The organism is Neobacillus drentensis (assembly GCF_036965425.1).
Taxonomy (GTDB): Bacteria; Bacillota; Bacilli; order Bacillales; family Cytobacillaceae; genus Neobacillus; species Neobacillus drentensis_F.
The window spans coordinates 17,276-44,125 of sequence record NZ_JBALPP010000009.1; the positions used below are offsets into that span (position 1 = coordinate 17,276).

Below are 26,850 nucleotides of genomic sequence, written 5' to 3' on the forward strand. Positions count from 1 at the left end.
TTAGTATGTCTTTTTCCATGCACCTTGCAAATCTTTCATCAGAGCAAATAGCCTTTAGTTATTCTCCTGCGCACGAAACCATATTGGCCCTGCATGTTTTTTATGACTGCAAACATCATCCGCTGCACATTCCTTGGGTGATTAATGCCCGTAAAAAGGCTAGTCCCGGTCTAAAAGAAGAAATTGATGCCTTCAGTCTCTTTTATCAACGGCCTATTATTAGCTATTGGGGCCATCAAGGTACTACCTTCCGCTCCTTTGAAGAGGAATTGCAGGAATTTTTGGAAATACCGATCGAGAAATTCTATCAAAAAATTGTTGATACTATTAGGAGCCATTCGGACCTTCAACACGAATTTTTTGAAAAAGTCATTGAGAGGTATCCAAAATCCCGAAATGTTTTATTGGGATTGTTGGAAAACCCTGTTGAAGTCCGGCGACGATTTACTCATTTATTGAAGGCCTTTTGGGATACTTGTCTGAGGGAGGAATGGCCAAGAATAGAGGAACTAATTTTAAAAGATATTACCTTCCGAGGGAAAAAACTAATGTATGAAGGGCCCTTGCCGTTGTTAGAAAGTCTATCGCCGGAGATTGCGATTGATTACAAGAGAAAAAAGGCTGTAATTAGGAGGATTTCTAAAGCAGACATCTTTTTTGAGGAAGAAGAGGTTTTATTATTAACACCTTCTTACTTTGTTTGGCCGCACTTATTTGTGAATCGCCGTAACCCGGTTGGAATTAACTACTCAATCATGGAAAACCAGCAGGAAGCCATAAAACCAATGCCGCCAGAGAACATTTTGAAATTTTTCCGTGCAATGGGGGATTTGACCAGACTTCAGATGGTGCAATTTTTGGCTGAAAAGCCTCGGTCAACGCGGGAGTTGGCAGCACTAATAGGCGTTACTGAAGGAGCGGTTTCGAAACATTTAAAGCAGCTGCAGGATGCGGGGCTAATTACATCCAGGCGCGAAAGCTATTATGTGTTTTATCAATTGCAATACGATGCATTTAATGAATTTCCTGTTGGCTTGAGGCAATTTATTCAGCTTAGGGAAACTGAAAGTGAAAATAAATGAAATTGAACATCTCTCATAAAAATGGGAGATGTTTTGTTGTTTCCATTGTTTCCCTTATTTTTGTTACAATCATGAGTATGATAGGCAAAAGGAGAATGAGGATGTTTAAGATTTTAATAATTGAAGATGACAAACAACTGGTCAGCTTGCTGAAAGAGCATTTATATAAATTTGGGTATGACACAAAATCTGTCGATGATTTTGCAGCTGTCCGCACCCAATTTGAAGAATATGATCCACATCTCGTTTTATTGGATGTCAACCTGCCGAAGTTTGATGGCTACTATTGGTGCCGGCAAATCCGCAGTATTTCCACGTGCCCGATTCTGTTTATTTCGGCTCGTGAAGGAAAAATGGACCAAGTGATGGCTCTTGAAAATGGGGCGGATGATTATATCACGAAGCCTTTTGATTATGAGATCGTCACCGCCAAAATTAATAGTCAGCTCAGACGGGCATATGGGACCTATGCCAGTTCACAAAATGGACGGACCACCACTGTTGCAGGACTAACGCTTGACGTTGAACGAATGAGTCTTACTTTTAGCGGACAGGAAATTGAGCTAAGCCATACGGAAGCAAAAATTTTGGATGAATTGATGAAAAGAGCAGAGCGGGTGGTGAGCCGTGACCGGCTGTTAGAAAAAATCTGGGACGACCAGGCATTTGTTGATGATAATACTTTGAATGTATATATTACGCGGGTGAGGAAAAAGTTGGCTTCTTTAGAGATTACGGAAGCACTTCAAACGATTCGCGGCCAGGGATATCGGCTCCTTCCGATCTGGGAGGATAATAAATAATGAAGCTTTTTTTCCGCGAGCAAATTCTTCTAATTATTTTTTATCTTCTTCAATTATTGGTCATCTCGTTCATTTATTGGCTGGATGGTTATCGAAATTTGATGATAAGTTTATATGCTGCTTTCCTTAGTGGCTTCCTACTGATAGGGTATCTCTTCATTCGCTACATGACGAATCGCTCCTTTTATCAACGGTTGGAAAAACCGCTCACATCAATGGAGGACTTTTCAGGTGATCTGCAGCCATCGCCCCTGGCAGAGGGCTTACAGCGGCTTCTAAAAAGCCAATTCCGCCTTTATAAAACAGATTTACATAATTATAAGTACAAGCTCGAAGGCCATATCCAGTTTATCAATCAATGGGTTCATCAAATGAAGACACCATTGTCCGTTATCCATTTAATGATTCAGGACGAGGACGACCCGCGCTTTACGGCTATTGGTGATGAACTTGATCGGTTGAAAAAAGGGCTCGAGATGGTTCTTTATACTGCCCGCCTCGATACATTCGATAGGGATTTTTATGTTGAGACCCTTGATTTACAAAAGGTTGTCCGAACGGTCACCTCAAGCCAAAAACGATTATTTATTCGCAGCCGAGTATTTCCAAACTTTCAATTTGAGGGGAATTTAAGTGTGGCCACTGATGAGAAATGGCTGTCCTTTGTGTTGACACAGCTGATAACAAATGCGGTTCGTTATACAGTCGAAGAGGGACGGAAAATTTATTTCCATGGGTATCAACGGGGAATCAATGTAGTTCTAGAAGTTCGGGATGAAGGTGTGGGGATCCCTTCAAGCGATTTACCACGTATCTTTGACCCCTATTTCACAGGCCAAAATGGCCGCAACTTCCAAGAATCAACGGGAATGGGCCTCTACCTCGTCAAACAAATATGCGAAAAACTAGGCCACCGCATCGAAATAGAATCCACCCTAAACGAAGGGACAATAGTGCGTATCATAATATAGGTGTCAGGCACCATTCGTGCACATATGTCCTCCTGGGATGGACAGTACTGTTTTCTTACTAAATTGTAAGGTAACTGTAAGTTAAGGAAATGGGAGATGGGTGGGGTTCTCGCTACAATTGGGTTATCAATAATACAGGGAGTGAGTTCATGTCCATCTTGGAAGTGAGACATTTAGAAAAGATATATGAGGGGAAAGTCGCCCATAAGGCTTTAGACAATATCAATTTTTCGATTGAAAAAGGGGAATTTGTTGGGATTATGGGACCTTCGGGCAGTGGGAAAACGACTCTTTTAAACTTAATTGCAACGATCGACCGGCCAACCGCCGGTGAAATATTTATCAATGGGAAAAATCCGCATGTGTTAAATCGAAAAGAAACGGCGTTATTCAGACGGCATGAGCTTGGCTTTGTTTTTCAACATTTTAACCTGCTGGATACGCTAACGGTTGAGGAAAACATTGTCCTGCCGCTAACCCTTGATGGCGAAAGCGTAAAAGAGATGGATAAAAAACTGCAATATGTGACGAAAAAACTAGGAATTGATTCCATTTTAAAAAAGAGAACCTATGAAATCTCCGGCGGACAAATGCAGCGAACTGCGATTGCGCGCTCCATCATTCACAGCCCTTCCCTCATTTTGGCCGATGAACCGACGGGGAACCTGGATTCAAAGGCCTCTAAGGATGTTATGGAGACATTTACAGCTATTAATAAAGAGGAAAAAGCAACAGCTTTAATGGTAACACACGATCCGTTTGCTGCCAGCTATTGCCACCGCGTCATTTTTATTAAAGACGGAAAGCTCTATAACGAAATCTACCGCGGGGAGAACCGCCAAGCCTTTTTCCAAAAAATCATGGACATGCTTGCCTTGTTAGGAGGAGAAAGCCGTGACCTTTCCGCAGTTCGTTTATAGAAATGTCGTCCGTAATAAACGGACCTATGCCGCTTATTTTTTAAGCAGCGCCTTTTCCGTATTGATTTTCTTTGTATACGCACTATTTATTTTTCATCCAGATATTAAACAGGGTGTGACGAAAACTGCGGCCATCCAATTAATGACAGCTGCGGAAGTGATTATGTATGTTTTTTCCTTCCTCTTTGTTCTCTATTCTGTCAGCACGTTTCTCAAATCTCGGAAACGAGAATTCGGTATTCTCATGATGCATGGAATGACAAGGAACCAATTGAACCTTATGGTGTTTTTAGAAAATATGCTGATTGGACTTGGAGCAATTGTGGTTGGGATTGGTCTGGGGGTAATCACTGGAAAACTATTTTTAATGATAGGGGCGAAGATGATTGGCATCGGTCCACTAAGATTCTATTTTTCTGAAAAAGCATTGCTGCTGACAACCTGTGCCTTTATCATTCTATTCTTCTGTATTTCGTTATTCACAACAGCACTTGTGAGAGTAAACAAATTAATCGATTTATTCCAAGCGGGGGAGAAGCCTAAAACAGAGCCAAAGGTATCACCGTTCTTATCATTGCTCTCAGCCGTCTTGCTTATTGCCAGTTATTATTTGTCTGCCACTACTACCCTGCAGACATTGATTTTCCGGATGTTTCCCGTAATTGGAATGACCATTGTCGGAACGTATTTCTTTTACACCCAGCTATCCGTGTTCATTACCAAATTACTACAGAAAAACCGCGGACTGTTTTGGAAAAAAACAAATATTATTACGATTTCCTCTCTTGCATATCGCTTAAAAGATAATGCCAGAATGTTTTTCATGGTGACCATCGTATCGACCGTAGCCTTCTGTGCCGTTGGGACACTCGCTTCCATGAATGTAATGAACAGGCAGGTGAAACAGGACTTTCCGGCAGAAATCAGTTATCTAGCTAATAATGATCAACCCGTTCAACAGCAGAATTTATTGCAAATTGAAAAGGAACTAAAGGAAAGAAAGCTGGAATATACATCCCATCAAGTTCTGATAAAATATATTGCTGTTGCATCGTCTACCGATCGATTTACACCAAAGGAAATACCAGTTGTTTCCTTCTCAGACTATAAGAAAATAATGTCTTGGGCTGGATATGCTGTTGAAGAAAAGCGTCTTGCCGGAAAAGAAGTGCTAGGAATGCGGACGGGATCCTTTAGTAACCCGGAAGAAGTGACGTATACATTAAAACAAGACCATATGAAGCTTCGTCAAAGCAAGATGTCCAAATATGTTGTCCTTCCGATGCAGTTAATTTTTTCTGAGGGTCTCGTTATTAGTGATGAACTTTTTGAAAAAGTAACTCCTGAAAGGACTAAAATATATACTGGCTTTTACACTAGTGACCTTAAGAAAACATCCGGCATTGGTGAGAATCTCGTCGAGCATGGCATGAAGTATTATTCTGATAAGGGCCCTTACTCGATGACAGTCAGCGGAACGATTTATGAAAATCAAATGAGTATGTACAAGATGATGCTGTTCGTTGCGTTACTGATTGGGGCTGTCTTCTTTATTGCGGCAGGAAGCTTTTTATACTTCCGCTTGTATGCGGATTTGGATTACGACAGACGCCATTATTTAACGATTACGAAGGTTGGCTTGACAGATCAGGAGCTGAACAAAATTGTAACCCGTCAGCTTTCACTGCTGTTTTTTGTTCCTATTTTAGTAGCCTTCGTGCATAGTGTCTTTGCATTCATGGCCCTGCAAAGCTTATTCTCCTTATCGATTGCAAAAGAGATTGTCATTGTCCTAGCAAGTTTCTTAATCGCACAATTCATTTATTTCTTATTAATTCGTTTCCGTTATTTACGAAACTTAAAGAAAACGTTGGTTTAGCAAATACACCGTTCAGATTTCCTGAACGGTGTATTTGTATTCATTTAATCAAAATTTATAGTTATTTCTTGAGGTTTACCCTGTTTTTTTACTAAAAGCAAAATGGAAGGCAGCAGCATGCCGCGCACTAAGAACGTATCCATTAACACACCTAAAGCCATCGTCACCCCAAACAAGAATAGCTCTTGCAGCGGCTGTGTCATTAACACGGCGAAGGTTGCAGCGAGGATGATCCCGGCTGAAGAAATAACGCCTCCTGTTAAGGCTACTCCGTTTCCAACTGCTTGCTTCCAAGAAGACTTTAGTGCTTCTTCCTTAATACGCGACACCAGCATGATATTGTAATCCACGCCGAGTGCGACCATAAAGACAAAGGTGTAGACCGGCAATCGATAACTGATCGAATCAAACCCCAGGATATTGTGGAAGAAAATCCAGCCGAAGCCAAGGGTCGCTGCAAACGACAATAGAATGGTAGCCATCATTAGCAGCGGCAAGAGGATGGAACGGGTTTGCAGCGCTAGCATGAATGTTATTAACACGGTAACAAGGGAAAAGAGAATAATCGTATCCCGTTGATTCATCGCCCGAATATCCAATTGTTCTGCTGTTTGGCCGGCAAAGTGTAAATGATAGCTGTTTGTAGCAAGGCCGCTTTCGCTAAGGATTTTCCCTGTTTGATTACGGAGTTTTTGAACGGTTTTTAGTGCACCTTTATCATATGGATTATCTTTTAAAATCAACTGCCATTTAAAGGTCCTTTTATTTTCCCCACTAAACCCGTCTGGCAGCTTTGTCTGGTCCTTAAGATTTGCATCTGTCGGTCCTTGGCTGATGGAATCCACCCCTTTGACCGCTTTTAAGTTCTCCTCAAGCGTTTTGACACTTTTTAAAAATTTCTCATCTAATACGATGCTTTCATCGCTTGTTAAAACAACCGTTACGGGGGCTAATTGCCCTGCCGGGTAGTGTTTTTCCAATAATTCAAAGCCCTGGCGTGAGGAAAGCTCCTCCGGAAACGACTTCATAATATTAAAAGAGTATTGAATCGATGTGGTATTGAGCGCGCCGCCAAGCAGTACGATTAACAAGATCGCAGTTATGACGGCGGGATGTTTCATGACCTGTTTGCTAACCTTATTCCAAAAGCCTGCTTTCGTTTTTTCATCTGCACTCGGAATAAAGGGCCAAAAGGCTTTTCGCCCCATTAAAGCAAAGATACTTGGTATTAAGGTTAATCCAGCAATGAGAATAAAGACTATTGCTACTGAAAAAACAGGAGCAAAGTGATTATATGGCATAAACACAGTGGCGAATAGAGTTAACACTGATAAAAGGACTGTGCCGCCACTAAATAATATGGGTTCTGAAACATGGTGAATCGCCTCCCCCATGGCGCTATATTTGGAGGAGTAGTTTTTTAGCTCTTCACGATAACGGGAGAAAATAAACAAACTGTAATCGGTTAACACTGCAAACAAGAGAACCAGCATGATGGATATAGCTGAACTATCAAGAACAAACCAATCATGTTTTCCTGCAAATCCTAATACCCGGTCCACAGCCTGGTACACAATAGCCGCAATGATTAATGGAGTTAGGGCTAATAAGGGAGAGCGGTAAATGATTAATAATAAAACAAAGATCAATATAATGGTTCCCATCATTAAAACAAAGTCGGCGTTTTTAAAAATAGAAATGGTATCTGAAGAAATACCAGCAGGTCCAGTGATTTCTGTCTGTAGGGATCCTAATTTTAATTGTTTCAGTTGGTCATTCATGACCTTAATTGTTTCATTGGCATCCTTGGAATCCGTGCCCTCTTTTAAAGTGAAATTGAGGAGCAAGGTTGTTCCATCCTTAGAAAACATTTGATCCTGCACCGGTTTAGGGAACTGGTGAAAGGGCAGCGAGCTTTCTATTTTTGGGGGTTTTTTGGTGGAACTAAGCCATTGGCTGACTTCGTTTATCTTTTGTCGATCTTTATCAGTTAGTTTTTCGGCGCGATGAAAGACTAGTACCCCAGTTAGCCCTTCCTTAGACGGAAATTGTTGTTTTATTATTTGGTTGGCAATAGCGGAAGGAGTATCGTTCTTCACGCTTCCTTCCTTGCTGCTTACGGAATACTGTTTTGAGGACGGTGCGAGTGTGCTTAATAATAAAACAGCGGCAACCCAGATGAAAAGAACCACTTTGGCCCCGCGTTTACTGCTTGAAAATTTCACTAAACTTTGTAACGGATTCATCATCCTATTCAACTCCCATTCAAGATTTGATTACAGCTTAAGCTTTGATTGTGAATGGAATATGAATAAAAGATTAAAAGTGGTTTTTGTGAAAATTGGAGTGGAAAATTTTAATAGAGAAGCACTTTGGGACAAAACAGAATTGAAATCCAAGTGAAATGACCCATGGGCGAACTCTATAGGACAAAATAGAAACGAAGTCCAAGTGAAATGTCCCATGGGCGAACTCTATAGGACAAAATAGAAACGAAGTCCAAGTGAAATGACCCATGGGCGAACTCTATAGGACAAAATAGAAACGAAGTTCAAGTGAAATGTCCCATAGGAGGCCTCTATGGGACTAAAGCATGCAAAGGCCTTGACTAAAGTGTCCTATACAATGCCATAATGCTCTTTATTCATATAGAACCCATCGGCGATCCCCAATAATTTTAAAGTTTTTCCCTAGTATTCTGCTTATTCGTTTCCTTGACTCAAAAACTAGGCACCAATCTAAAACCACGCTAGTGGTTATTTTCATCTTCGGAAAAAGAAGCCTCAACTCCTCCACACATCTCAATACCGCGGCCTCAACCAGCTCTTCGTGGCCACACTCACCACACACACATTTATGGCCACACACAAAAATCGAAAAGGAATGGCACAATGCACAAGTAACACCTCTTCGCATCTGATTATATTGATAGGGCGGCAGCCTTGGATAAGGAGGTTCTTCAATATGCAGTGATATCAATTTGTCAGCCAGCTTCTCATGTTTGCCATTTAATTTTGATGGCATCATATCCAATTTTCTCATATAGCTATTGACCTTTGTCGGTAAAATAATGGGATCGTGTCGAGAGGCTTGATATAGGGTAAACTCGGGATTGATATGAACAACCCATGGTTTGATAGGCATGTAAAGCCCAAGATTTTGGAGTAATTGGCGAAGTAAAGATGAGCTTCGTTGCAACTGGATTAGTGGATCTTTTCGTTCGCTTCCGTTTATGTAATAAAACCTTCCATTTTCATAATAGTATTCACCTTCAAGGTTTTTAACTTCGTTCATGAAAATCTTTGGCTGCGAAATAACCAATGAATCAATTTGGAATTTAGTATTGTTGACCTCTAACAGCAGCCCATTTAAAATCAAACATTCGCACCCAAGCCTTTCTGTAAAAGAATTAAACTTTACCTCACCTTCATAACCTTTTTTCAGGCTTAAATAATTTTGCTTGTCATCTTTTGATAAATCCATTCTTGTGTTTAAAATGCCTAGAGCGATTAATTCAGCTGTTTTCGTAAGGGGCTTTTTAACCATATGCCACATCCTTTCAAAAACATTTTATAAAAAAATACCACCATACATCGTCCAAAAACATGAACGTTTTACTACAATTTAGAAAATTCTTGACATGAACAAGAACCGAATGTTATTATTTTCCTCCTCGGCAAAATACAAGGAGGCGAATCCAAAGTTGATCGAATTAAAAGGCATAAGCAAGTCCTATAAAGTCGCTAAGCGCCAAACGGGACTCTGGCAGGCGGCGAAAGCCCTTTTCCACCGGGAACACACCATTGTCGAAGCGCTTAAAAACGTCTCATTTACCATAAACACGGGTGAAATCGTCGGCTATATCGGTCCAAATGGGGCAGGCAAATCAACAACCATCAAAATCATGAGCGGGATATTGGTGCCTGAAACCGGGACCTGCACGATAATGGGGTACACTCCTTGGAAAGATAGATCCAAATATGTAAAAAATATCGGCGTCGTCTTCGGTCAGCGATCTCAGCTATGGTGGGACGTTCCGGTAATAGACTCGTTTGAACTCCTTAAAGATATTTATAAAGTTCCGCAGCAAGAATATAAAACTACCACAGACCTGCTTATAGAAACGCTTGAACTACAAGAAGTCATCTATTCACCCGTCCGCCAATTAAGCCTTGGGCAGAGGATGCGCTGTGAAATTGCGGCTTCCCTCATACATAATCCAAACATCCTATTTTTAGACGAACCAACCATTGGGCTGGATGCTGTTTCGAAAATCGCCGTCCGCCAATTCATCAAAACGATCAATCAAGAAAAAGGAGTAACCGTGATCCTCACCACCCACGATATGAATGACATAGAGGCGCTTGCAGAAAGGGTAATCCTAATCGGAAAAGGGAGCCTTTTGTACGACGGCCAATTGGGAGAATTAAGAAAGAGGTTTGGCACCCAAAAAACAATTACAGCGGAATATAAACAAAGGGCAGATCCGATTCAAATACCAGGAGCATCAGTTCTTTCATGGTCACCAGGGCGCGCAGTATTAAGTGTAGACACAGCCAACTTTAAAACATCGGATATTATCACTCATTTAACCACCCAAGTAGACCTGGTAGATGTCACAATCGAAACACAGCCTATTGAGGATATCATCGTGCAGCTTTATAAGGAGTATCAAATATGAGGGTATATCTATCCGTGTTGAAGCTTCGTCTCCTTAATGGCATGCAGTACCGGGCAGCTGCACTCGCCGGTGTAGCCACCCAATTTTTCTGGGGATTCATTACCATTATGGTATTTCAAGCATTTTACGAAAACGCCGCGGCTACTCAACCGATTTCCTTAAAAGAACTAATCACCTACATATGGCTGCAGCAAGCATTTCTGGTATTCGTTACCGTGTGGTTTCGCGATAGTGAGCTGTTTGATTTAATCACGAGCGGCAATATCGCTTACGAGCTTTGCCGTCCGTGTGAGCTCTATGGCTTTTGGTTTGCCAAACTGTTGGCGCAGCGGTTATCAAGCGCCATACTGCGTTGTTTCCCGATCTTAATCGTTTCGTTCTTTTTGCCAAAGCCCTACAACATGACTTTTCCACCAAGTTTATCTGCTTTTCTATTATTCTTAAGCGCCCTAATGCTAGGGTTACTGCTTCTAGTAGCCATCTCCATGTTTCTGTACATATCCGTCTTTATAACCATGTCCCCTATGGGGTCGCTGCTGATATTTGGTATCCTCGGTGAATTTTTTGCAGGTTTAATTATTCCGGTTCCATTAATGCCATCGTGGCTGCAGAATATAGCTAATGTGCTTCCGTTCCGCTGGACGGCTGATTTTCCGTTCAGAGTTTACTCAGGGCATATTCCGCAAAAAGAAGCCCTCATCGGCATTGCCATTCAACTGGTGTATTTGCTAGTTCTTGTTTGGCTGGGAAGAATCAGCATGAATCGTGTTTTACGAAAAGTCGTCGTCCAAGGAGGGTAACCAATATGAAATTATATTTCAAGTACCTTCAAATTCTCTTTAAATCACAGATGCAATACCGCACATCCTTTTGGCTCCTCACGGCCGGCCAGTTTTTTATTCCTTTTACCGTCTTTGCCGGGCTTTACCTCTTGTTTGACCGGTTCGGACAAATAAAAGGCTGGCAGTTTTTTGAGGTGGCGCTTTGCTTCGCCGTCATTCATATGTCCTTCAGTTTGAGTGAATGCTTTGCTAGAGGGTATGATATGTTTTCGAGCCTTGTCGTCAGAGGGGATTTTGACCGGATTCTAGTACGTCCGAGAAGTACATTTATCCAGGTGCTTGGATCAAAATTTGAGTTTACGAAAGCTGGGCGGCTGCTTCAAAGCGCCCTTGTATTAATCTGGGCCTTGAGCAATCTTCCCATTGATTGGACCCTGATTAAAGCTATTACCCTTGTGCTAATGGTAACAAGCGGTGTTTTTATTTTTACAGGAATCTATATGCTTGCAGCTACCATGTGTTTTTGGACCGTGCAGGGCCTTGAAGTGGCTAATATTTTTACCGATGGCGGCCGGGAAATGGCCCAATATCCATTAAACATCTATCAAAAATGGGTGACCCGTTTTTTTACCTATGTCATTCCATTTGGAACCGTGAACTATTTGCCACTACTTTATATTTTGGGAAGAACTGACGGTAATGAACTTCTGTATATGCTCACACCAGTGCTGGGAAGCTTGTTTTTACTTCCATGTTTGCTCGTATGGCAAATTGGTGTAAGACACTATCGTTCAACAGGATCGTAATATCATGGGGACAGAATTAAGAGAAAAACCCACAGGCTCTGTGGGTTTTATAAACTTTTGGACTTATTCTTAAAAGGTAAAAGGCGCTGTTCGATATCCTCATAAAGTACTAGAAATCTATTTATGATGGAAAGTTTAGGCATGATCCAGTAGACCAATAGTGCGGATATAATTCCTAAAAGAGCACCAGCAGCCACATCGACAGGGTAATGAACACCAACCCAGATTCGGGATACACCAACGCAGAATGGGATAACAAGCCATAACCACCAGCCTTTTTTTCGAACCATCCAAAAGGAGATAAAAATGGAAAAGAATAAGATAGTATGGTCACTGGGAAAGGAATTATCAACAGCATGTTCCACTAGTTTATTAACATGCGGCAGTACGGCAAAGGGCTGGTGATGCGAATAAAACTGGCCCGCAGCTTTTCCAAGGATTTCAGCAAGTGTACAGGCAAAAAGTGACTGGATAACCATCCTTCGATTTTTGGTTTTTCTTGAGAACCAAAATAGGACAATAATTAAGCATAAAAAATACAACATATATTCTGCCATAAAAATCACCATAGTGTTCAAGGCGGAAAATTGTGAACCCAAATCATTGATCGAGCGAAAGACATCAATATTTATTTTGGAAAATGACATAACAAACCTCCATATTCTTGATACATTTATTGTAAAAAGAGCCGAGGCCCCGCTGCTATGGAATAAGATTACACTTACTTACAAACTTGTAAGCTTTTTAACCATGGCGATGGGCCATGTTTTTTTCTTCCAATTGAATCCCAAATTCAGCTATGTTATAGTGGAAATATATAAGTGACTGAAAAACTAAATTAGTCAAAGGGGCGGGGGTTTGAAAATGGCGCTCGATCGGAGAAAAATGATTGTCGAAGCAGCAACGAAATCTTTTTCGTTGTTTGGCTATAAGGCAACGACCATGGACCAAGTCGCAAAGCTCGCGAATGTTGGGAAAGGAACCATTTATACGTTTTTTAAAAATAAAGAAGAATTGTTTGAAGAGATCATTTCTTCATTGGTGAAGGAGATGATTGCGGAGGCGGAGTTTGTGATTCAACCGGATTTGCCGTTTACAGAAAATGTTCACCGGGCGCTCTATCGCCTCTTAGAATTCCGCTCTCAGCACCAGTTGATGATTAAGCTTGTTCAAGAAGAGAAGGAAATGGGAACATTAGCTGTTTCGGAAAAGCTCCAGCATGTCGAAAATGAAATAATCGAGTATCTGAAGAGGAAAATTGAAGGCGCGATAACGAAGGGAGCGATTCCGGCAGCAGACACCGAAATCACAAGCTTTCTGCTATTAAAAATGTATATCGCACTGGTTTCAGACTGGGAAAGGAACCATGAACCGCTAAGCTCAGAACAAATCGCCGAAGTGATGAAGGTATTTTTATTAAAAGGACTAGTGTAATTCTGGTAAAAAATGTTTAAATGGACAAAGAGCACAAAAAAATAGACAAACCAGCAGAAAAAATGGACAAAGTACTAAGAAAAATAGACAAACCGACCAAAAAAAGAGACAATGGACCTTAAAAAATAGACAATACAAAAAAAGACTTGTGCAAGAACACAAGTCTTTTTTTTAATGATAAAAATTCCGCGAGGACACCGCAAATTGTGGTTCCTCTTTACTTTTAATAGTATATTCTTCCATTAAACTTATAAAGGTTCCGAAAAGGTAATTCACCACAGCGCCTAATAGGATGCCGAATCCTAGCGCAGTAAAGAAAAATGAATTGAAACCGCTTCCAAATTGTCCGAGCAATATAAGAATAATCCCTAATCCACTGCCATAAATAGCAATCTTTTTGAAGGTAAATAAGCTTTTTAAATGTTTGATTTGCATCACGATTCACTCCCCTTTACTGAATATTCTACCAATTGTCACAGAATTGTCAAACTTTTTGTCACAAAATCGTCAAACTTTTTTGAAACTTCCTATTGCAAAAAAATGAAGCCAGCAAAACTGGCCCCATTTCCATATTATTTTTTTGCTAAATTCTGCTGTGCCATTTTCACGAGTTCGCGGACCATGCTGCCGCCAAGCCTGCCGCCAACTTTTCCAGCCTGCTCGGAGGTGAGCTGGCCGTTGTATCCTTTTTGGAGCGGGACGCCTACCTCTTCTGCAGCTTCAAATTTTGCATCCTCGGGCCTGCTGGCCTGTGCGACCTTCGCTTTTAACTCATCCAATCCTCTTCTAGCATCTGGAACAAGAATTTTATTCCTTCTGGCCATAAAAATCCCTCCTTATCCCTTAGGATTTCCATTGTGAAAAAAATAATCAGCGGCCTATGGATAAATCCTAATTTATCCAGTATAATAATTGATAATCAATTCGGAAAAATCAATGAAAAAGAGAGTAGTTATCTAGGAAGTGATAGCGAGTCAGGGACGGTGGGAGCCTGATACGGAGCAGATAATGAAACGCACTTTTGAGATGCTTGCCTGAAACTGAGTAAGGTACGCCGGAGAATCCTCCGTTACAAAGGGAAAGCTGGTTCATATTGAACAATTAGAGTGGTACCGCGGGATATTCAAACTCTCGTCTCTTTTTATAAGAGGCGGGGGTTTTTTGTTTATATAGAAAAAAGGAGGTCAAAAACGATGAATTTTAAGAAGGAACTCGCTGAAATACTTTTTAAGGTGCTAGAGGGGGCAATCTCGCTCCATGATCTTGAACTGTTGATTGAAAAACCGAAAAACCAAGCGCACGGTGACTTGGCTTTTCCAGTTTTTCGCCTCGCAAAAATAAAACGTAAATCGCCAAATGTGATTGCGCAGGAACTCAGTGAACAGATCCAATCACCGATCTTTGAAAAAGTAGAAGTGGTCGGCGCGTATCTGAATTTATTTTTAAACAAAAAGCTTGTTTCGGAAAAGGTCGTCAATGCAATCATCAACGAAAAGGATCAATTCGCATCACAAAACATTGGCAATGGAGGTAATGTCACAATCGACATGTCGTCACCTAATATTGCCAAGCCATTTTCAATGGGACATCTCCGTTCCACGGTTATTGGGAATGCCATCGCTCTAATTATGGAAAAATGCGGCTATAAGCCGATTAAGATTAATCATCTCGGTGACTGGGGAACGCAGTTTGGTAAATTGATTACTGCCTATAAGCTCTGGGGAGACGAAGAGAAGGTTAAAGAGAACCCAATCAAAGAACTTTTGGCGCTTTATATCAAGTTCCATGAGGAAGCTGAATCCAGCCCATCACTTGAAGATGACGGACGTGCCTGGTTTAAAAAGCTAGAAGATGGCAATGAAGAAGCATTAACACTATGGCTATGGTTCCGCGATGAGTCATTAAAAGAGTTTTCAAAAATTTATCAGTTAATGAACGTCGAATTTGATTCTTACGCAGGAGAAGCTTTTTATAATGATAAAATGGACCGGGTTGTCCAACTGCTCGAAGAGAAGCAGTTGCTGGTCGAATCCGATCAGGCACAGGTCGTGGAGCTCATAGAAGAAGAGCTGCCGCCGTGCCTGATTAAAAAATCTGACGGAGCCACGCTTTATGCGACCCGTGATTTAGCAGCCGCCCTTTATCGTAAGGAAAACTATAACTTTGCCAAGTCTCTTTATGTGGTGGGGCATGAGCAAAGTCTTCACTTTAAACAGTTAATCGCTGTGTTAACGAAAATGGGTTATGACTGGGCTGAGAAAATGGTCCATGTTCCGTTTGGCATGATGCTGAAGGACGGAAAGAAAATGTCAACTCGTAAGGGCAAGGTTGTTTTACTAGAAGAAGTGTTAAATGAATCGATTGCAATGGCTCGACATAATATCGAGGAGAAAAATCCAAACCTGTCCAACAAGGATGAAGTAGCGAAACAGGTGGGCGTCGGGGCCGTTATTTTCCATGATTTAAAAAATAACCGTATGAACGATATTGAATTTTCTTTAGAGGAGATGCTCCGGTTTGAAGGGGAAACAGGACCATATGTCCAATACACTTACGCCCGAGCCTGTTCGATTTTACGAAAAGGAAAATGGGAGGCGAATGCTTCGGACTATGCCTACAGCACTTCATGGGAAAAAGAATGGAAGGTTATCAGCATGTTAATGGAATTCTCTCATGCCATTAAACGTGCAAGTGAGAACTTCGATCCTTCGCAGGTGGCAAAATATGTGGTAGACCTGGCACAAGCCTTCAATAAATATTATGCGGAGGTAAAGGTGCTAGAAGAAAGTGAAGAGCAAGGAGCACGTTTAGCACTTGTGTACTCGGTAACAGTTGTCCTGAAAGAAGGATTGAGATTGTTAGGCATTCAAGCCCCCGAGGAAATGTAAATTCATTTTACTTCAAAATTGGTTGATTATGGTATAAAATAGTGATGAAAACGTTAGGGGGGGCTAAATAGGTGAGTGAATTACTTTTTAAAAGCTTTGAATTCGCAAGGAACTATTTTTTAAAAAATGTTGATGCTCTTGATGAGTCCATTGTGGATGTTCAGCCGGCAGGCTTTAACAACACAATCCGCTGGCATGTGGGCCATGTGTTAACGGTGGCGGAGCAATTCTTATTTGGCTTTCCAAAAAAATCAACCAACTTACCAGCAAATTATATGGAACTGTTTGCAACTGGCACAAAACCGGCTGATTGGAACGGTGATGTTCCATCCGTAAAGGAATTATCAGTACAGTTAAAAGAGCAAATCCAAAGAATGAAAGAAATTCCTGCAGAGAGTTTCAATGAAAAGCTGAAAACACCGTTTCTCGGGTTAGAAACCTTCGGGGAAGTCGCACATTTTGGAATCTTCCACGAGGCGGCTCATTTAGGGCAAATCCAAGCGATGAAACGCGTGATTGAATCAGCTCAGGAAAAATAACAAATGATAAATGAAAGTTCGTTTCTACCAATTGGTAGAAACGATTTTTCATTTTCAAGAGAGGAAGTAATTTTAAGTTTATGGCTAACCAACAGATGAAAGACAGACCAAAGGAAAGGATTTGGACAAGGGATTTTGTTCTGATTGTATTGGCGAACTTTTTTGTATTTATTGGATTTCAAATGACCCTTCCGACCATTCCCTTATTCGTTGAGGAATTAGGGGGGAACGATCAATTAATAGGGATTGTGGTGGGCATTTTTACCTTCTCATCCTTGTTGCTGCGTCCCTATGCAGGAAAAACGCTGGAGACACGGGGAAGAGGCTATGTGTTTTTAATGGGATTAGCCATTTTTGTTATTTCAGTGGGCTCCTTTGGGTTCATGACGAGCATTACCTTCTTATTTATGGTGCGGGTAGTACAAGGAGTAGGCTGGGGATTTTCCACTACAGCATCCGGAACCATTGCGACCGATTTAATTCCTGCTGCCAGAAGGGGCGAGGGAATGGGCTATTATGGACTCTCGGGGAATTTGGCCTTGGCTTTTGGTCCATCGCTAGGGCTTGCACTGACGAGCATCATTTCTTTTAAGCAATTTTTCCTTATTTGCGCGGGTTTAGGTCTGGTGGCTTTGCTGTTATCCTCAAAAATCCGCTATAAAAAGGTGGAACGAGTCCAGGCACCAGCAAAGCTGAATCTTTATGAAAAAAGTGCTTTAAAGCCTTCCATGCTAATGTTCTTTCTAACTGTAACATTTGGCGGGATTGCTACTTTTCTTCCGTTATATACGGCTGAAAAACATATCGAAGGACTACAATGGTACTTCTTGCTTTATGCGGCTGCCTTAATGGTCACAAGAACCTTCTCAGGACAGCTGTATGATCGAAAAGGCCATCAAGCAGTCTATATTCCGGGCACCTTATTAATCATGCTGGCAATGGTGCTGCTTGCCTGGCTGCCAAACAGTCTTGTCTTATATCTGGCTGCTATTCTATATGGGCTTGGTTTTGGAACGGTGCAGCCAGCGCTGCAGGCATGGTCGATTGAAAAAACGCCTCTAAATCGCCGTGGGATGGCTAATGCCACCTTCTTTTCTTTTTTTGACTTAGGCATCGGTTTCGGGGCGATTGTATTCGGACAAATCGGGCACCTGCTTGGATACAGCAGTATCTACAAAGCGGCAGCGCTATCGGTCTTTATTTCGATGCTGCTTTATTTCTTTTTTATTTATAAAGAGCGTCGGAGTCTTGCCCAGCAAGGATAAATGGTTTCAAGATTAGGAGAGGTTTTTATGAGAATAGGGTTTGCCGCTTATCAGGCCCCCTTTGGAAAAATAAGAGTCATTGCAGATAAAACAGGGATAAAACGAGTCGAGCTATTTGAAGAAGACTGGGAAAAGTACTTAACAGAACATCCAGACATTCAAGAAGATATGGAGCTTTGCGGGGAAGCCATTCGTCAATTAGATGAATACTTCAGCGGCAAGCGAAAAGAGTTTGATTTACCGCTTGCCGCAGAAGGAACCGATTTTCGGAAGAAGGTTTGGAGTGCCCTTCAAACAATTCCTTACGGTGAAGTAAGAAGCTATGCGGATGTGGCTGAAATGATTGGCAATCCAAAAGCAGTCAGAGCGGTCGGCCAGGCAAATCGGAATAATAAAATACCCATTATTATTCCTTGCCACCGTGTGATTGGGAAAAATGGTAATTTGGTTGGATATGCCGGCAGCCATACACCGATTCAAAAAATGCTCCTAGACGCTGAGGTCAATGCTGCGAAATAAACAGCCATTTTGAATAGAACCGAGTGCATGGAGAATCTCATATCTCCATGTTTTTTTGCCTCATAAACGAAGGAGTTTCGTAAAGAATAACAATAAGAACCTTTGTCAAAAATAAAACACTTCAAATAATCCCATATCTTGTGATAAAATCAATCGGTAATTCTACTTCAAAAACGGTGGGTGAAACACTTGCTCTCTTCTGTTAAGAGATTATTAATCGGACGGCCGTTAAAATCAACGGCTTTAGGCGAACAAAAATTAAATATTTTCAAGGCATTAGCGATTTTGTCTTCGGATGCCTTATCCTCTGTGGCATACGGGACGGAACAAATCCTGATTGTGCTTGCAACAATTAGCGTGATTGCGTTTTGGTATTCGATTCCCATTGCAGTAGGGATACTAGTTCTCTTAGCAGCTTTAATTTTATCTTATCGGCAAATCATTTATTCTTATCCGCATGGCGGTGGTGCCTATGTTGTTTCAAAGGAGAACATTGGCGAGAAGGCTGGTTTAATTGCAGGTGGTTCATTATTAGTTGATTACATATTGACGGTGGCTGTTAGTGTATCAGCGGGTACAGATGCCATCACCTCTGCGTTTCCATCTTTACATGCACACACTGTCTCTATTGCTTGTGTGTTAGTTATTTTCATTACGATTTTAAATCTCCGCGGTCTTACAGAGTCTGCTTCGATTCTGGCCTATCCGGTTTATTTATTTGTTGTTGCTCTGTTTATTATGATTGGGGTGGGGATTTTTAAGATCTTCACTGGTCAAGTATCGGCGACACATCATGTAGCCATTGGGGCTCCAGTTCAGGGAATAACGTTATTTTTGCTCCTGCGCGCGTTTGCTTCAGGATGCTCGGCATTAACGGGGGTTGAGGCAATATCGAATGCGATACCCAATTTTAAAAACCCGGCACCAAAAAATGCAGCAAAAACGCTCATATTAATGGGGTCACTCCTTGCTCTTTTATTTACGGGGATTACTTTCCTTGCTTATTACTACGGAATTGCTCCAAAAGCAGAGGAAACAGTTGTATCACAAATTGCCAAAGAAACCTTTGGACGAAATTATCTTTACTTCTTTGTCCAAGGAACGACTGCCCTTATTCTGGTGCTGGCCGCCAATACCGGCTATTCTGCGTTTCCATTGTTGGCCTTTGCTCTTGCAAAGGATAAATATATGCCTAGGATGTTTACTATCAGGGGAGACCGGCTTGGCTATTCGAACGGGATTGTTTCCTTAGGCATCGCCTCAATCCTGCTTATTATTGCATTTAAAGGGAAGACAGAGCATTTAATCCCTCTTTATGCGGTTGGGGTATTTATTCCGTTTACCTTGTCTCAAACGGGGATGATTATTAAGTGGCTTCGAGAAAAGCCGGCAGGATGGGTAGCAAAGCTTACTGCCAATTTAATAGGTGCCCTTATTACCTTAACGGTTTTAATTATCTTCTTTGTCACAAAATTAGGCCAAGTGTGGTTTGTGTTTATTTTCCTGCCTTTAATTGTTTTTGCATTCCTGAGAGTTAAAGTGCATTATGAAGCGGTTGGCGAACAATTAAGGATTGATCCGGAAAAACCAGCCCTTAAAATCGATGGAAATGTGATAATTGTTCCAGTTGCAGGAGTAACAAAGGTAGTAGAAAACTCGATTAATTATGCCAAATCATTAACGGATCAAATTTTTGCAGTGTATGTTTCGTTTGATCGAGAGGACGAAAAGCGCTTCGAGGAAAAATGGGAGAAATGGCAGCCAGATGTCCGGCTTGTCACTTTGCATTCCCATTACCGCAGTGTTCTTCAGCCACTTTCGAAATTTATTGATACGGTTGAACATAAAGCAAGCGAGAACAATTACCGGGTCACCGTGTTGATTCCGCAATTTATTACAAAGAAAAGCTGGCATAATATCCTGCACAATCAATCCAGTTTTTTAATTCGAGCGTATCTGATTTTTAAAAAGAAAGTTATTGTCTCGACATTGCCGTTTCATTTTAAAAAGTAAAAACTGGCAATGCCGTACACGGTTTTTTGTGATAGAATGACTTTATTAAATAAATATAAAAAAGTTTTCTAGGGTTCCGTGGCTTTTGAGGTCAGTCTGGTCCGAGAGAAAACGCACAGAGAAGCTTTTCTGTGACACGGAAGGATAAAAGCCTGGGAGAATTATCGATGAACGATATTTCTTCTAGGCTTTTTATTTTGAGGAGGGAGAACATGATGGATTTTTTAGTTGAAAATAAATGGGCCATATTAGTCAGTCTTGAGGTACTTGCGTGGTCATCCACCTTTTTTCTGTTATATGCCCGCTATGGATTAAAATCGGATTTTTGGTTTAAGATCGCAACTTTCTTGGTGATCATTACAGGAGTAATTCCACAAGTGTTAATGGGAATAATAAACTTTATTTCAACGGGGAAATTAGATTTATTTACTTTGATTATTGTCCTGCTCATTATTTACGGACTGACCATCGGCAAGCAGCATGTGAAAAAACTGGATGCCTGGGCTCAAAGGAAATTTTCTAAAAACGAAGAAAACCACCGCGCTTAGTCGGTGGTTTTCTTTGTTTTTTTGATTAAAAAGTAAATGGCTCCAATCACAAGGGCGGCAATAATAAATGGCACGACAAATGGATGGGCTTTTTCTTTAATATGGGACCAGTTGCTGCCCAAGGTTTGACCTAAATAAAGGAAAAGGATGGTCCACGGAATGACTGCTGCCACGGTATAGAGAGTAAATTTAGCAGCTGACATTTTGGCAATACCGGCTGGAATAGATATAGCGTGTCGGACGACCGGAATAAATCGTGCCGAAAATATAACGCCGGCTCCGTATTTATTAAACCAATTTTCAGCAATATCGATATGGCTCTTTTTTATCAGGACATATTTTCCGTATTTCTCTAAAAAAGGCCGGCCTCCATAATATCCTGCCCAATATAAAAACAATTGGGCAATTGTGCCGCCGATCGTACCGGCAATGACGGCACCAGGAAAACTGAGATGACCTTGAGAAATCATATAACCGCCATAGCCTAAAACAATCTCACTTGGGATAATTTCTATCATCAATCCTAAGGCAATGCCTAAATAACCTAATTGCGATAAGAACTCCAAAATAGAGTTAATATAGTGTGCCATAGTTCACCTTCACTTAAGAAATATATATATTTTTAACATGATTTATTTTATAACAGTTTATCTAATAAAGAAATATTTATCGTTTTCATGAACTAAATGATTTTTCAGAAGAGAACATATAGGTTCGATGGTGATAGCGGATGCTGTACACCAGACCCATAGCAAACATATTGCCCATCAGCGAGCTGCCGCCATAGCTGATAAACGGCAAAGGAATGCCGGTTATCGGAAGTACCTGAATCGTCATGCCAACATTTTGAAAGACATGGAAGGTCAATACACTGATAATTCCCGTGCAGACATATGTATTAAATGGATCGGTAGTCTCTAAGGAAGTCTTAATTAAATGGTAGATAAGCATAAAGAAAAGGCCGATAACAATACTGCCGCCGACAAATCCATACTCCTCACCGATGACGGCAAAGATAAAATCGGTATGGGCTTCAGGAATATACACTTCGCGTTGGCTAAAACCCTTTCCGGAAATGAGACCGGAACCAATGGCACTTAATGATTTTAATAAGTGGTAGCTGGAACTGGTGGAATGATTATTCGGATCAAGCCAGGCATAAATCCGGTTAAATTGATAGGTTTGAACATGAAGGTATTTTTCAAGAAATTCAGGCTTTTGCAAAACGAGATAAAAAATTAGGCCTGCAAGGGAAGCAAAGAAGCTGTAAATTGGTAAAATGATTTTCCATGTGATCCCAGACACTAAAATCATCCCTGTTAGAATAGAGAGAATAACGAGTGCTGTTCCCAAGTCAGGCTGCAGCATAATTAATCCGAGCGGAACTGCCGTGGTAATCCCCAATTTACATAGTAAAAGAAAATCCGTTTTCAGCGATTTCTCCAAATGCTTTTCTTGATGGATGATAATGACACGGCTAAGAGCTAAAATTAAAAAGGTTTTAACAAATTCGGAAGGCTGGATTGAGCCTAGTTTGGGAATGATGAACCAGCTTTTTGCCCCATTTCGATGGGGAGCAATGGACTCCGGGGCAAGATAAACAGCCAGCAGCAATAAAAGACCCAATCCATATAAATACCAGGAGAGACGCTTGTACTGATAGCTATCGATAAAGATGGATACTAAGATAATTCCAGCCCCAACGGCATACCAGAAAACTTGTTTGACTAAAAAATTTTCATCGTACTGGGCAGAGGTTTGTGCACTATAGATGGCCGCACAACTTATCAGGAAAAAAAGAATCAATAATAATGTTAACGTCCAATCAAATCGGTCTGCTTTTTTTACGTATCTTTCCATTCGTCACACCCATTTTATCCGCGATTAAGGAGGTGTTGCTGAAAGAGATTAGCTTTGCCCTCCCACACCCTTTAGGAAATATATTACATTCCTTTAACATATATAACGATTATGGAGATGAAAGGTTTCATTTTTTACATTAAATGCTTTAAAAACATGGTAGCAATCCCAAAATAGGTCAGGAGCGAAAAGATATCATTTAAGGTCGTAATAAGCGGCCCTGAGGCAACAGCCGGGTCGATTTTAAAACGGTACAAAATAAGCGGTATGATAGTACCCGCAAGTGTCCCAATAATCAGCGTAAAAAATAGCGAGCAGCCCACTACTGCTCCTAAAATTAGATTCCCCTGCCAAATATAGGCAATAATTGAAATCAGGACGGCACAGGTGATCCCGATCGTGATGCCTACCCCAAGCTCGCGGGTGACCAAACGGACAACCACGCCTTTGTCGATATCATATGAGATGAGACCTCTCACGACTACTGCGAGGGATTGCGTGCCGGTGTTCCCGGTCATGCCGGCAATCATCGGCATAAAAAAGGCGAGGGCGACAACCTGCTTAAGGGTATCTTCGAAACTGCTGATGATCCTTCCAGAAATAAGACCGATAAATAAAAGAAGAATGAGCCACGGCAGCCTTCTGGCGGCAGCTATGAATGTTTTTGTTTCAAAGTCAATCGATTTCCCTGTTGCCGATAATTTTTCAATGTCTTCATTGGCCTCTTTGATAACAACATCGATAATATCATCTACGGTGACAATCCCAACAAGGACATTTTCCTCATCGACAACAGGAACTGCTAGGAAGTCATAACGCTCGGCTGTTTGTGCGACTAATTCCTGGTCAGTCATAACCGATACAGAAATCACCCGCTCATACATGATGGCCTCGATTTTTTCCTCCAGCCCAGCTAACAGTAAGTCCCGGTAAGATACAACTCCGACCAGTTTTCGGTCCTCATCGGTCACATACAAATAATTCATTGATTCAGCAAACTCCGCAAAGCTTTTAAACTTATCGACTGCTTCCCGAACTGTATAATAGCTGCGAATCCAGATAAAACGGTTCGTCATGATCCTGCCTGCGGTTTCCGGCGGATATTTCATGATATCTTTAACAGCCTTGGACTCCTCTGTGTTCATCCCAGATAGGAGGGAATCCTTTTTCTCCGGAGACAAATCATGTAACAATAAAGCCAAGTCATCGTTATCCATTAAATCGAGGACTTTACTGGATTTCTCAATGCCGAGCTTATTCAACAAATCGAGCTGTTCTGTCGTCTCAAGCTCCTCCATAAGGTCGGCAAGGACGTCGAAATTTAAAAAGAGAAGAAACCGTGCTTTATGCTTCTCCGGTAAATCCACATAGATTTTCGCAATATCATAGGGCTGAAGCTCCTCTAAAATCGCCTCAAAATCAACTTTTTTATTTTCTTTTAACGTCTTAATTACATATAAACTTAACTCATCCTGTGACATATCTTTAATCATGCTGATTAACCTCACTTTAAAAACCAATAATAACTTATACATAGTATATGTATTTTTTAGGGTGTCAGGCACCAATAATAAAATTGCTATGATGTAAAGGTATTAATCAAAAAAAATTTTTTGTAAAAGAATTGAAATAAGCTATTTGGCCTATTATTTGATAAAATGAGGAAGTATGGAAAAGGGTATTTGGCAGTTTATTGGAAAAGGAAAGTTAATATAAATATATTGTGTTTGAACGGAGGAGTTTGGCTTTGAGGAAGCATCATCAAGACATACGGGATCTCATATATGTCCATTTAAATCAAACAGACCAGTATGTAATGTCTTACGGTATTGAATTCGATGAATTTACGGCTGCTTTTTCAGGTTCATTAAACCATTTGCTGCTACTAGCGCACCGTTTTGATGATGCTGATTTTAATATGCACACACTGCTCGAATATTGTCCGGAAGATAGAATTAACAAATTGGCTGCAGAAGATGTCTATAGTTATGGGAATTTTTGCTGGATTGATTTTATTGAGGAAGATGGGCTGAATGAGCTGACAGGGCAGGAGATGGCCGAACTTTTATACTTAGGACACCATAAGCATCATTTAAAATTGCCTTTTTATAATAAACTGGGTAACCGTTTTGTTTATTTGGCGCAGGATGACGGCTGGTATAACAAAATCTATTACCGCAGTTTCAAGGACTTTTTTCACTTATTAAGCGTCGCCCTGGCAGCAAAGCTTGGGGAGCTTAAACCTGAAAAATCCCTTCTAGGCCTTAGAAAAAAACGATCATATCCTCCGGTGGCGAAAGAAATCCTCCTTTCGTTAACACCCTTCATAAAAGAAGGAATTTGTATTTCCTTAAGGGATGCAGACCATCAGCGCACAAAGATTGAAATTCCAATTTGGGTCATCGGCGATTTTGCCAATATGGACGATATGTATGAGGAATATCAGGACATCTCAAATAAGCCATTCCACGCCAAACTCATCTTTGACAAAAAAACGAAGGAATGGAAGCTGAATGTCATCTAAAAAAAATAGTCCCGCCTTGGGGCTATTTTTCATGAGATATGGATGACAAAATTCCGATAGATTTGTTTTTAAGCAAGCAGTATTGTTCATAAACTAATCAATAGAGAAAAACATTTAAAATGGGCTATTACACATTTCCTTTCTTAATTAATAAAGTGTTAAAATAATACGTGAATGAGAATATGGAGGTTTGTTTCGTATGAAAACAAAACTAGGTTTGTTATATGGAGGAAAGTCCGCCGAACATCAGGTATCCCTGCAAACGGCATTAGCGGTAATTAAAGCATTAGACCTTGAAAAATTTGATATTCATCCTATTTACATAAACACAAGCGGACAATGGATTAAAGGACCGCAGTTAAGTGAGCCGCCGGCAAATGTCAAAGCACTTGAATTCTCTCAAGGAAATCAATTGTCGCCATTATCCTTGGCACCATCCCTTTTCCAAGCCGAGAAACAAGAAAGAGAACCATTGGATGTCATTTTTCCATTGCTGCATGGACCTAACGGTGAAGATGGAACCGTGCAAGGCTTGTTAGAGTTATTAAACTTGCCGTACGTCGGAAATGGGGTTCTTGCTTCAGCCGCTGGAATGGATAAGGTAACGATGAAAAATGTGTTTGCGCAAGCCGGACTTTCGCAAGTAAACTATGTTGCTTTTATTAAAAGTGAATGGGCGAAAGCGAAGGATGAGTCTTATGCGAAGGTGGAGTTAGAGCTTGGCTATCCTTGCTTTGTGAAGCCGGCAAATCTTGGCTCAAGTGTCGGTATCAGTAAATGCCGAAACCGCACTGAGTTAGAGGCTGCGTTCGTTGAAGCTTTCCAATTTGACCGCAAAGTCATTATTGAAGAGGGTGTTATTGCCCGTGAGATAGAAGTAGGCGTTCTCGGCAATGATGAGCCGGAAGTCTCTGTTGCTGGTGAAATTGTGCCGAAAACAGACTTTTATGATTATAAGGCAAAGTATGAAGATGGCGATACAGCCTTAATTATTCCTGCCGATATAACTGATAAGGAATACGCTGAGATTAAGGAAATGGCTATCGGGGCCTTTAAAGCATTGGATTGTTCCGGTCTTGTGCGCGCCGATTTCTTTTTAACGAAGGAAGGCAAGGTTCTCATTAATGAGGTAAATACAATGCCAGGTTTCACGCCATTCAGTATGTTCCCGCTACTGTGGAAACACACCGGGGTCGAGTATCCGCAGTTAATCGAACGTCTCGTAAGTCTTGCTAAAGAAAGACATGCCGAGAAACAAAATATTAAATACACGTTCTAATCAAAATAACAGGTGACACGGCTGAATTGCCGTGTCCATTTACATTTAAAAATAAAG

At 41.0% G+C, this 26,850-nt stretch carries 25 protein-coding genes, 1 riboswitch and 1 other annotated feature; of the genes, 17 read left to right on the forward strand and 8 right to left on the reverse strand.

The genetic code is table 11. The features are described from left to right. The first annotated feature begins 5 nt into the window (after positions 1–5). The 5 genes from V7161_RS02035 to V7161_RS02055 all read left to right on the forward strand — a co-directional run bounded on the left by V7161_RS02035 (position 6) and on the right by V7161_RS02055 (position 5,655). Entirely contained in the window at positions 6–1,082 is a 1,077-nt protein-coding gene (locus V7161_RS02035) for an ArsR/SmtB family transcription factor (RefSeq protein WP_335442047.1), read from the forward strand. A gap of 101 nt (positions 1,083–1,183) precedes the next feature. Then, a complete protein-coding gene (locus V7161_RS02040; protein ID WP_335442048.1) occupies positions 1,184–1,885 on the forward strand; it encodes a response regulator transcription factor in 702 nt (233 codons plus the stop codon). Beyond that, positions 1,885–2,856, forward strand: a complete 972-nt coding sequence (locus V7161_RS02045) for a sensor histidine kinase (protein ID WP_335442049.1) — start codon at positions 1,885–1,887, stop codon at positions 2,854–2,856. Before V7161_RS02040 ends, V7161_RS02045 begins: the two co-directional genes overlap by 1 nt. Positions 2,857–3,005: 149 nt before the next feature. Next, a complete protein-coding gene (locus V7161_RS02050; protein ID WP_223596282.1) occupies positions 3,006–3,776 on the forward strand; it encodes an ABC transporter ATP-binding protein in 771 nt (256 codons plus the stop codon). After that, positions 3,751–5,655 (forward strand): ABC transporter permease, encoded by a 1,905-nt coding sequence (locus V7161_RS02055; RefSeq protein WP_335442050.1) that lies wholly within the window; start codon positions 3,751–3,753, stop codon positions 5,653–5,655. The genes V7161_RS02050 and V7161_RS02055 overlap by 26 nt, the downstream gene beginning before the upstream one ends. A 44-nt stretch (positions 5,656–5,699) precedes the next feature. On the opposite strand, the gene V7161_RS02060 is transcribed toward V7161_RS02055, so the two are convergent. Further along, on the reverse strand, positions 5,700–7,904 hold the full coding sequence (locus tag V7161_RS02060; RefSeq protein WP_335442051.1) for an MMPL family transporter: 2,205 nt from the start codon (positions 7,902–7,904) through the stop codon (positions 5,700–5,702). Positions 7,905–8,295: 391 nt separating this feature from the next. Further along, a complete protein-coding gene (locus tag V7161_RS02065; protein WP_335442052.1) occupies positions 8,296–9,201 on the reverse strand; it encodes a nuclease-related domain-containing protein in 906 nt (301 codons plus the stop codon). A gap of 157 nt (positions 9,202–9,358) precedes the next feature. Between V7161_RS02065 and V7161_RS02070 the strand changes: the two genes are divergently transcribed. From V7161_RS02070 to V7161_RS02080, 3 genes are read left to right on the forward strand one after another with little or no spacing between them, the layout of a single operon-like run. Continuing rightward, positions 9,359–10,336: an ABC transporter ATP-binding protein gene (locus V7161_RS02070; RefSeq protein ID WP_335442053.1), complete on the forward strand. Its 978-nt coding sequence runs from the start codon at positions 9,359–9,361 to the stop codon at positions 10,334–10,336. Continuing rightward, positions 10,333–11,136, forward strand: coding sequence for an ABC transporter permease (locus V7161_RS02075; RefSeq protein WP_335442054.1), 804 nt, complete (start codon positions 10,333–10,335; stop codon positions 11,134–11,136). Before V7161_RS02070 ends, V7161_RS02075 begins: the two co-directional genes overlap by 4 nt. A 5-nt stretch (positions 11,137–11,141) precedes the next feature. Next, complete coding sequence (locus V7161_RS02080; protein WP_335442055.1) at positions 11,142–11,924, forward strand: ABC transporter permease; 783 nt, start codon at positions 11,142–11,144, stop codon at positions 11,922–11,924. Positions 11,925–11,971: 47 nt separating this feature from the next. Here V7161_RS02080 and V7161_RS02085 read toward each other — a convergent pair whose 3' ends face one another. Further along, entirely contained in the window at positions 11,972–12,571 is a 600-nt protein-coding gene (locus V7161_RS02085) for an undecaprenyl-diphosphatase (protein WP_335442056.1), read from the reverse strand. A gap of 217 nt (positions 12,572–12,788) precedes the next feature. Here V7161_RS02085 and V7161_RS02090 point away from each other — a divergent pair, with 217 nt between their 5' ends. Continuing rightward, positions 12,789–13,358: a TetR/AcrR family transcriptional regulator gene (locus V7161_RS02090; protein WP_335442057.1), complete on the forward strand. Its 570-nt coding sequence runs from the start codon at positions 12,789–12,791 to the stop codon at positions 13,356–13,358. A gap of 171 nt (positions 13,359–13,529) precedes the next feature. Here the strand turns inward: V7161_RS02090 and V7161_RS02095 are convergent, their stop codons facing one another. Together V7161_RS02095 and V7161_RS02100 are read right to left on the reverse strand one after the other, a co-directional pair. Next, a complete protein-coding gene (locus tag V7161_RS02095; protein ID WP_223596297.1) occupies positions 13,530–13,796 on the reverse strand; it encodes a hypothetical protein in 267 nt (88 codons plus the stop codon). A gap of 134 nt (positions 13,797–13,930) precedes the next feature. Continuing rightward, the gene (locus tag V7161_RS02100) at positions 13,931–14,182 is read right to left on the reverse strand and encodes an alpha/beta-type small acid-soluble spore protein (RefSeq protein ID WP_335442058.1); all 252 of its coding nucleotides are present in this window, start codon (positions 14,180–14,182) and stop codon (positions 13,931–13,933) included. Positions 14,183–14,285: 103 nt separating this feature from the next. Then, positions 14,286–14,500 (forward strand) — a binding site (T-box leader). Between the two features lie 51 nt (positions 14,501–14,551). Between V7161_RS02100 and argS the strand changes: the two genes are divergently transcribed. The 6 genes from argS to V7161_RS02130 all read left to right on the forward strand — a co-directional run bounded on the left by argS (position 14,552) and on the right by V7161_RS02130 (position 21,130). Then, on the forward strand, positions 14,552–16,246 hold the full coding sequence (gene argS, locus V7161_RS02105) for an arginine--tRNA ligase (RefSeq protein ID WP_335442059.1): 1,695 nt from the start codon (positions 14,552–14,554) through the stop codon (positions 16,244–16,246). A 71-nt stretch (positions 16,247–16,317) separates the two neighbouring features. Then, positions 16,318–16,785 carry a DinB family protein gene (locus V7161_RS02110; RefSeq protein WP_335442060.1) on the forward strand — a complete coding sequence of 156 codons (468 nt, stop codon included), beginning with the start codon at positions 16,318–16,320 and terminating at the stop codon, positions 16,783–16,785. An 80-nt stretch (positions 16,786–16,865) separates the two neighbouring features. Then, positions 16,866–18,050, forward strand: coding sequence for an MFS transporter (locus tag V7161_RS02115; protein ID WP_335442061.1), 1,185 nt, complete (start codon positions 16,866–16,868; stop codon positions 18,048–18,050). Positions 18,051–18,077: 27 nt separating this feature from the next. Beyond that, positions 18,078–18,569, forward strand: coding sequence for a methylated-DNA--[protein]-cysteine S-methyltransferase (locus tag V7161_RS02120; RefSeq protein WP_335442062.1), 492 nt, complete (start codon positions 18,078–18,080; stop codon positions 18,567–18,569). Between the two features lie 189 nt (positions 18,570–18,758). Then, positions 18,759–20,582, forward strand: a complete 1,824-nt coding sequence (locus tag V7161_RS02125; protein ID WP_335442063.1) for an APC family permease — start codon at positions 18,759–18,761, stop codon at positions 20,580–20,582. A 57-nt stretch (positions 20,583–20,639) separates the two neighbouring features. Further along, a riboswitch (guanidine-I (ykkC/yxkD leader) is annotated at positions 20,640–20,743 on the forward strand. A 51-nt stretch (positions 20,744–20,794) separates the two neighbouring features. Then, on the forward strand, positions 20,795–21,130 hold the full coding sequence (locus V7161_RS02130; protein ID WP_289989528.1) for a hypothetical protein: 336 nt from the start codon (positions 20,795–20,797) through the stop codon (positions 21,128–21,130). Here V7161_RS02130 and V7161_RS02135 read toward each other — a convergent pair. The 3 genes from V7161_RS02135 to mgtE all read right to left on the reverse strand — a co-directional run bounded on the left by V7161_RS02135 (position 21,127) and on the right by mgtE (position 24,483). Continuing rightward, positions 21,127–21,720 carry a DedA family protein gene (locus tag V7161_RS02135; protein ID WP_335442064.1) on the reverse strand — a complete coding sequence of 198 codons (594 nt, stop codon included), beginning with the start codon at positions 21,718–21,720 and terminating at the stop codon, positions 21,127–21,129. The two genes, V7161_RS02130 and V7161_RS02135, sit on opposite strands and share 4 nt — an antisense overlap. An 85-nt stretch (positions 21,721–21,805) precedes the next feature. Beyond that, complete coding sequence (locus V7161_RS02140) at positions 21,806–22,990, reverse strand: FtsW/RodA/SpoVE family cell cycle protein (RefSeq protein WP_335442065.1); 1,185 nt, start codon at positions 22,988–22,990, stop codon at positions 21,806–21,808. Positions 22,991–23,124: 134 nt separating this feature from the next. Then, positions 23,125–24,483: a magnesium transporter gene (gene mgtE, locus V7161_RS02145; RefSeq protein WP_335442066.1), complete on the reverse strand. Its 1,359-nt coding sequence runs from the start codon at positions 24,481–24,483 to the stop codon at positions 23,125–23,127. Between the two features lie 254 nt (positions 24,484–24,737). On the opposite strand from mgtE, the gene V7161_RS02150 reads away from it, so the two are divergent. Together V7161_RS02150 and V7161_RS02155 are read left to right on the forward strand one after the other, a co-directional pair. After that, the gene (locus V7161_RS02150; protein ID WP_335442067.1) at positions 24,738–25,514 is read left to right on the forward strand and encodes a hypothetical protein; all 777 of its coding nucleotides are present in this window, start codon (positions 24,738–24,740) and stop codon (positions 25,512–25,514) included. Between the two features lie 199 nt (positions 25,515–25,713). Further along, positions 25,714–26,793: a D-alanine--D-alanine ligase gene (locus V7161_RS02155; RefSeq protein ID WP_335442068.1), complete on the forward strand. Its 1,080-nt coding sequence runs from the start codon at positions 25,714–25,716 to the stop codon at positions 26,791–26,793. Positions 26,794–26,850: the final 57 nt, after the last annotated feature.

Coding starts and splice junctions, on each gene's coding strand:
- V7161_RS02120 (WP_335442062.1), top strand. CDS start 18,078: ATGAGAATAGGGTTTGCCGCTTATCAGGCCCCCTTTGGAAAAATAAGA.
- V7161_RS02135 (WP_335442064.1), bottom strand. CDS start 21,720: ATGGCACACTATATTAACTCTATTTTGGAGTTCTTATCGCAATTAGGT.
- V7161_RS02085 (WP_335442056.1), bottom strand. CDS start 12,571: ATGTCATTTTCCAAAATAAATATTGATGTCTTTCGCTCGATCAATGAT.
- V7161_RS02090 (WP_335442057.1), top strand. CDS start 12,789: ATGGCGCTCGATCGGAGAAAAATGATTGTCGAAGCAGCAACGAAATCT.
- V7161_RS02040 (WP_335442048.1), top strand. CDS start 1,184: ATGTTTAAGATTTTAATAATTGAAGATGACAAACAACTGGTCAGCTTG.
- mgtE (WP_335442066.1), bottom strand. CDS start 24,483: ATGATTAAAGATATGTCACAGGATGAGTTAAGTTTATATGTAATTAAG.
- V7161_RS02130 (WP_289989528.1), top strand. CDS start 20,795: ATGATGGATTTTTTAGTTGAAAATAAATGGGCCATATTAGTCAGTCTT.
- V7161_RS02065 (WP_335442052.1), bottom strand. CDS start 9,201: ATGGTTAAAAAGCCCCTTACGAAAACAGCTGAATTAATCGCTCTAGGC.
- V7161_RS02045 (WP_335442049.1), top strand. CDS start 1,885: ATGAAGCTTTTTTTCCGCGAGCAAATTCTTCTAATTATTTTTTATCTT.
- V7161_RS02060 (WP_335442051.1), bottom strand. CDS start 7,904: ATGATGAATCCGTTACAAAGTTTAGTGAAATTTTCAAGCAGTAAACGC.
- V7161_RS02140 (WP_335442065.1), bottom strand. CDS start 22,990: ATGGAAAGATACGTAAAAAAAGCAGACCGATTTGATTGGACGTTAACA.
- V7161_RS02050 (WP_223596282.1), top strand. CDS start 3,006: ATGTCCATCTTGGAAGTGAGACATTTAGAAAAGATATATGAGGGGAAA.
- V7161_RS02155 (WP_335442068.1), top strand. CDS start 25,714: ATGAAAACAAAACTAGGTTTGTTATATGGAGGAAAGTCCGCCGAACAT.
- V7161_RS02075 (WP_335442054.1), top strand. CDS start 10,333: ATGAGGGTATATCTATCCGTGTTGAAGCTTCGTCTCCTTAATGGCATG.
- V7161_RS02080 (WP_335442055.1), top strand. CDS start 11,142: ATGAAATTATATTTCAAGTACCTTCAAATTCTCTTTAAATCACAGATG.
- V7161_RS02035 (WP_335442047.1), top strand. CDS start 6: ATGTCTTTTTCCATGCACCTTGCAAATCTTTCATCAGAGCAAATAGCC.
- argS (WP_335442059.1), top strand. CDS start 14,552: ATGAATTTTAAGAAGGAACTCGCTGAAATACTTTTTAAGGTGCTAGAG.
- V7161_RS02100 (WP_335442058.1), bottom strand. CDS start 14,182: ATGGCCAGAAGGAATAAAATTCTTGTTCCAGATGCTAGAAGAGGATTG.
- V7161_RS02115 (WP_335442061.1), top strand. CDS start 16,866: ATGGCTAACCAACAGATGAAAGACAGACCAAAGGAAAGGATTTGGACA.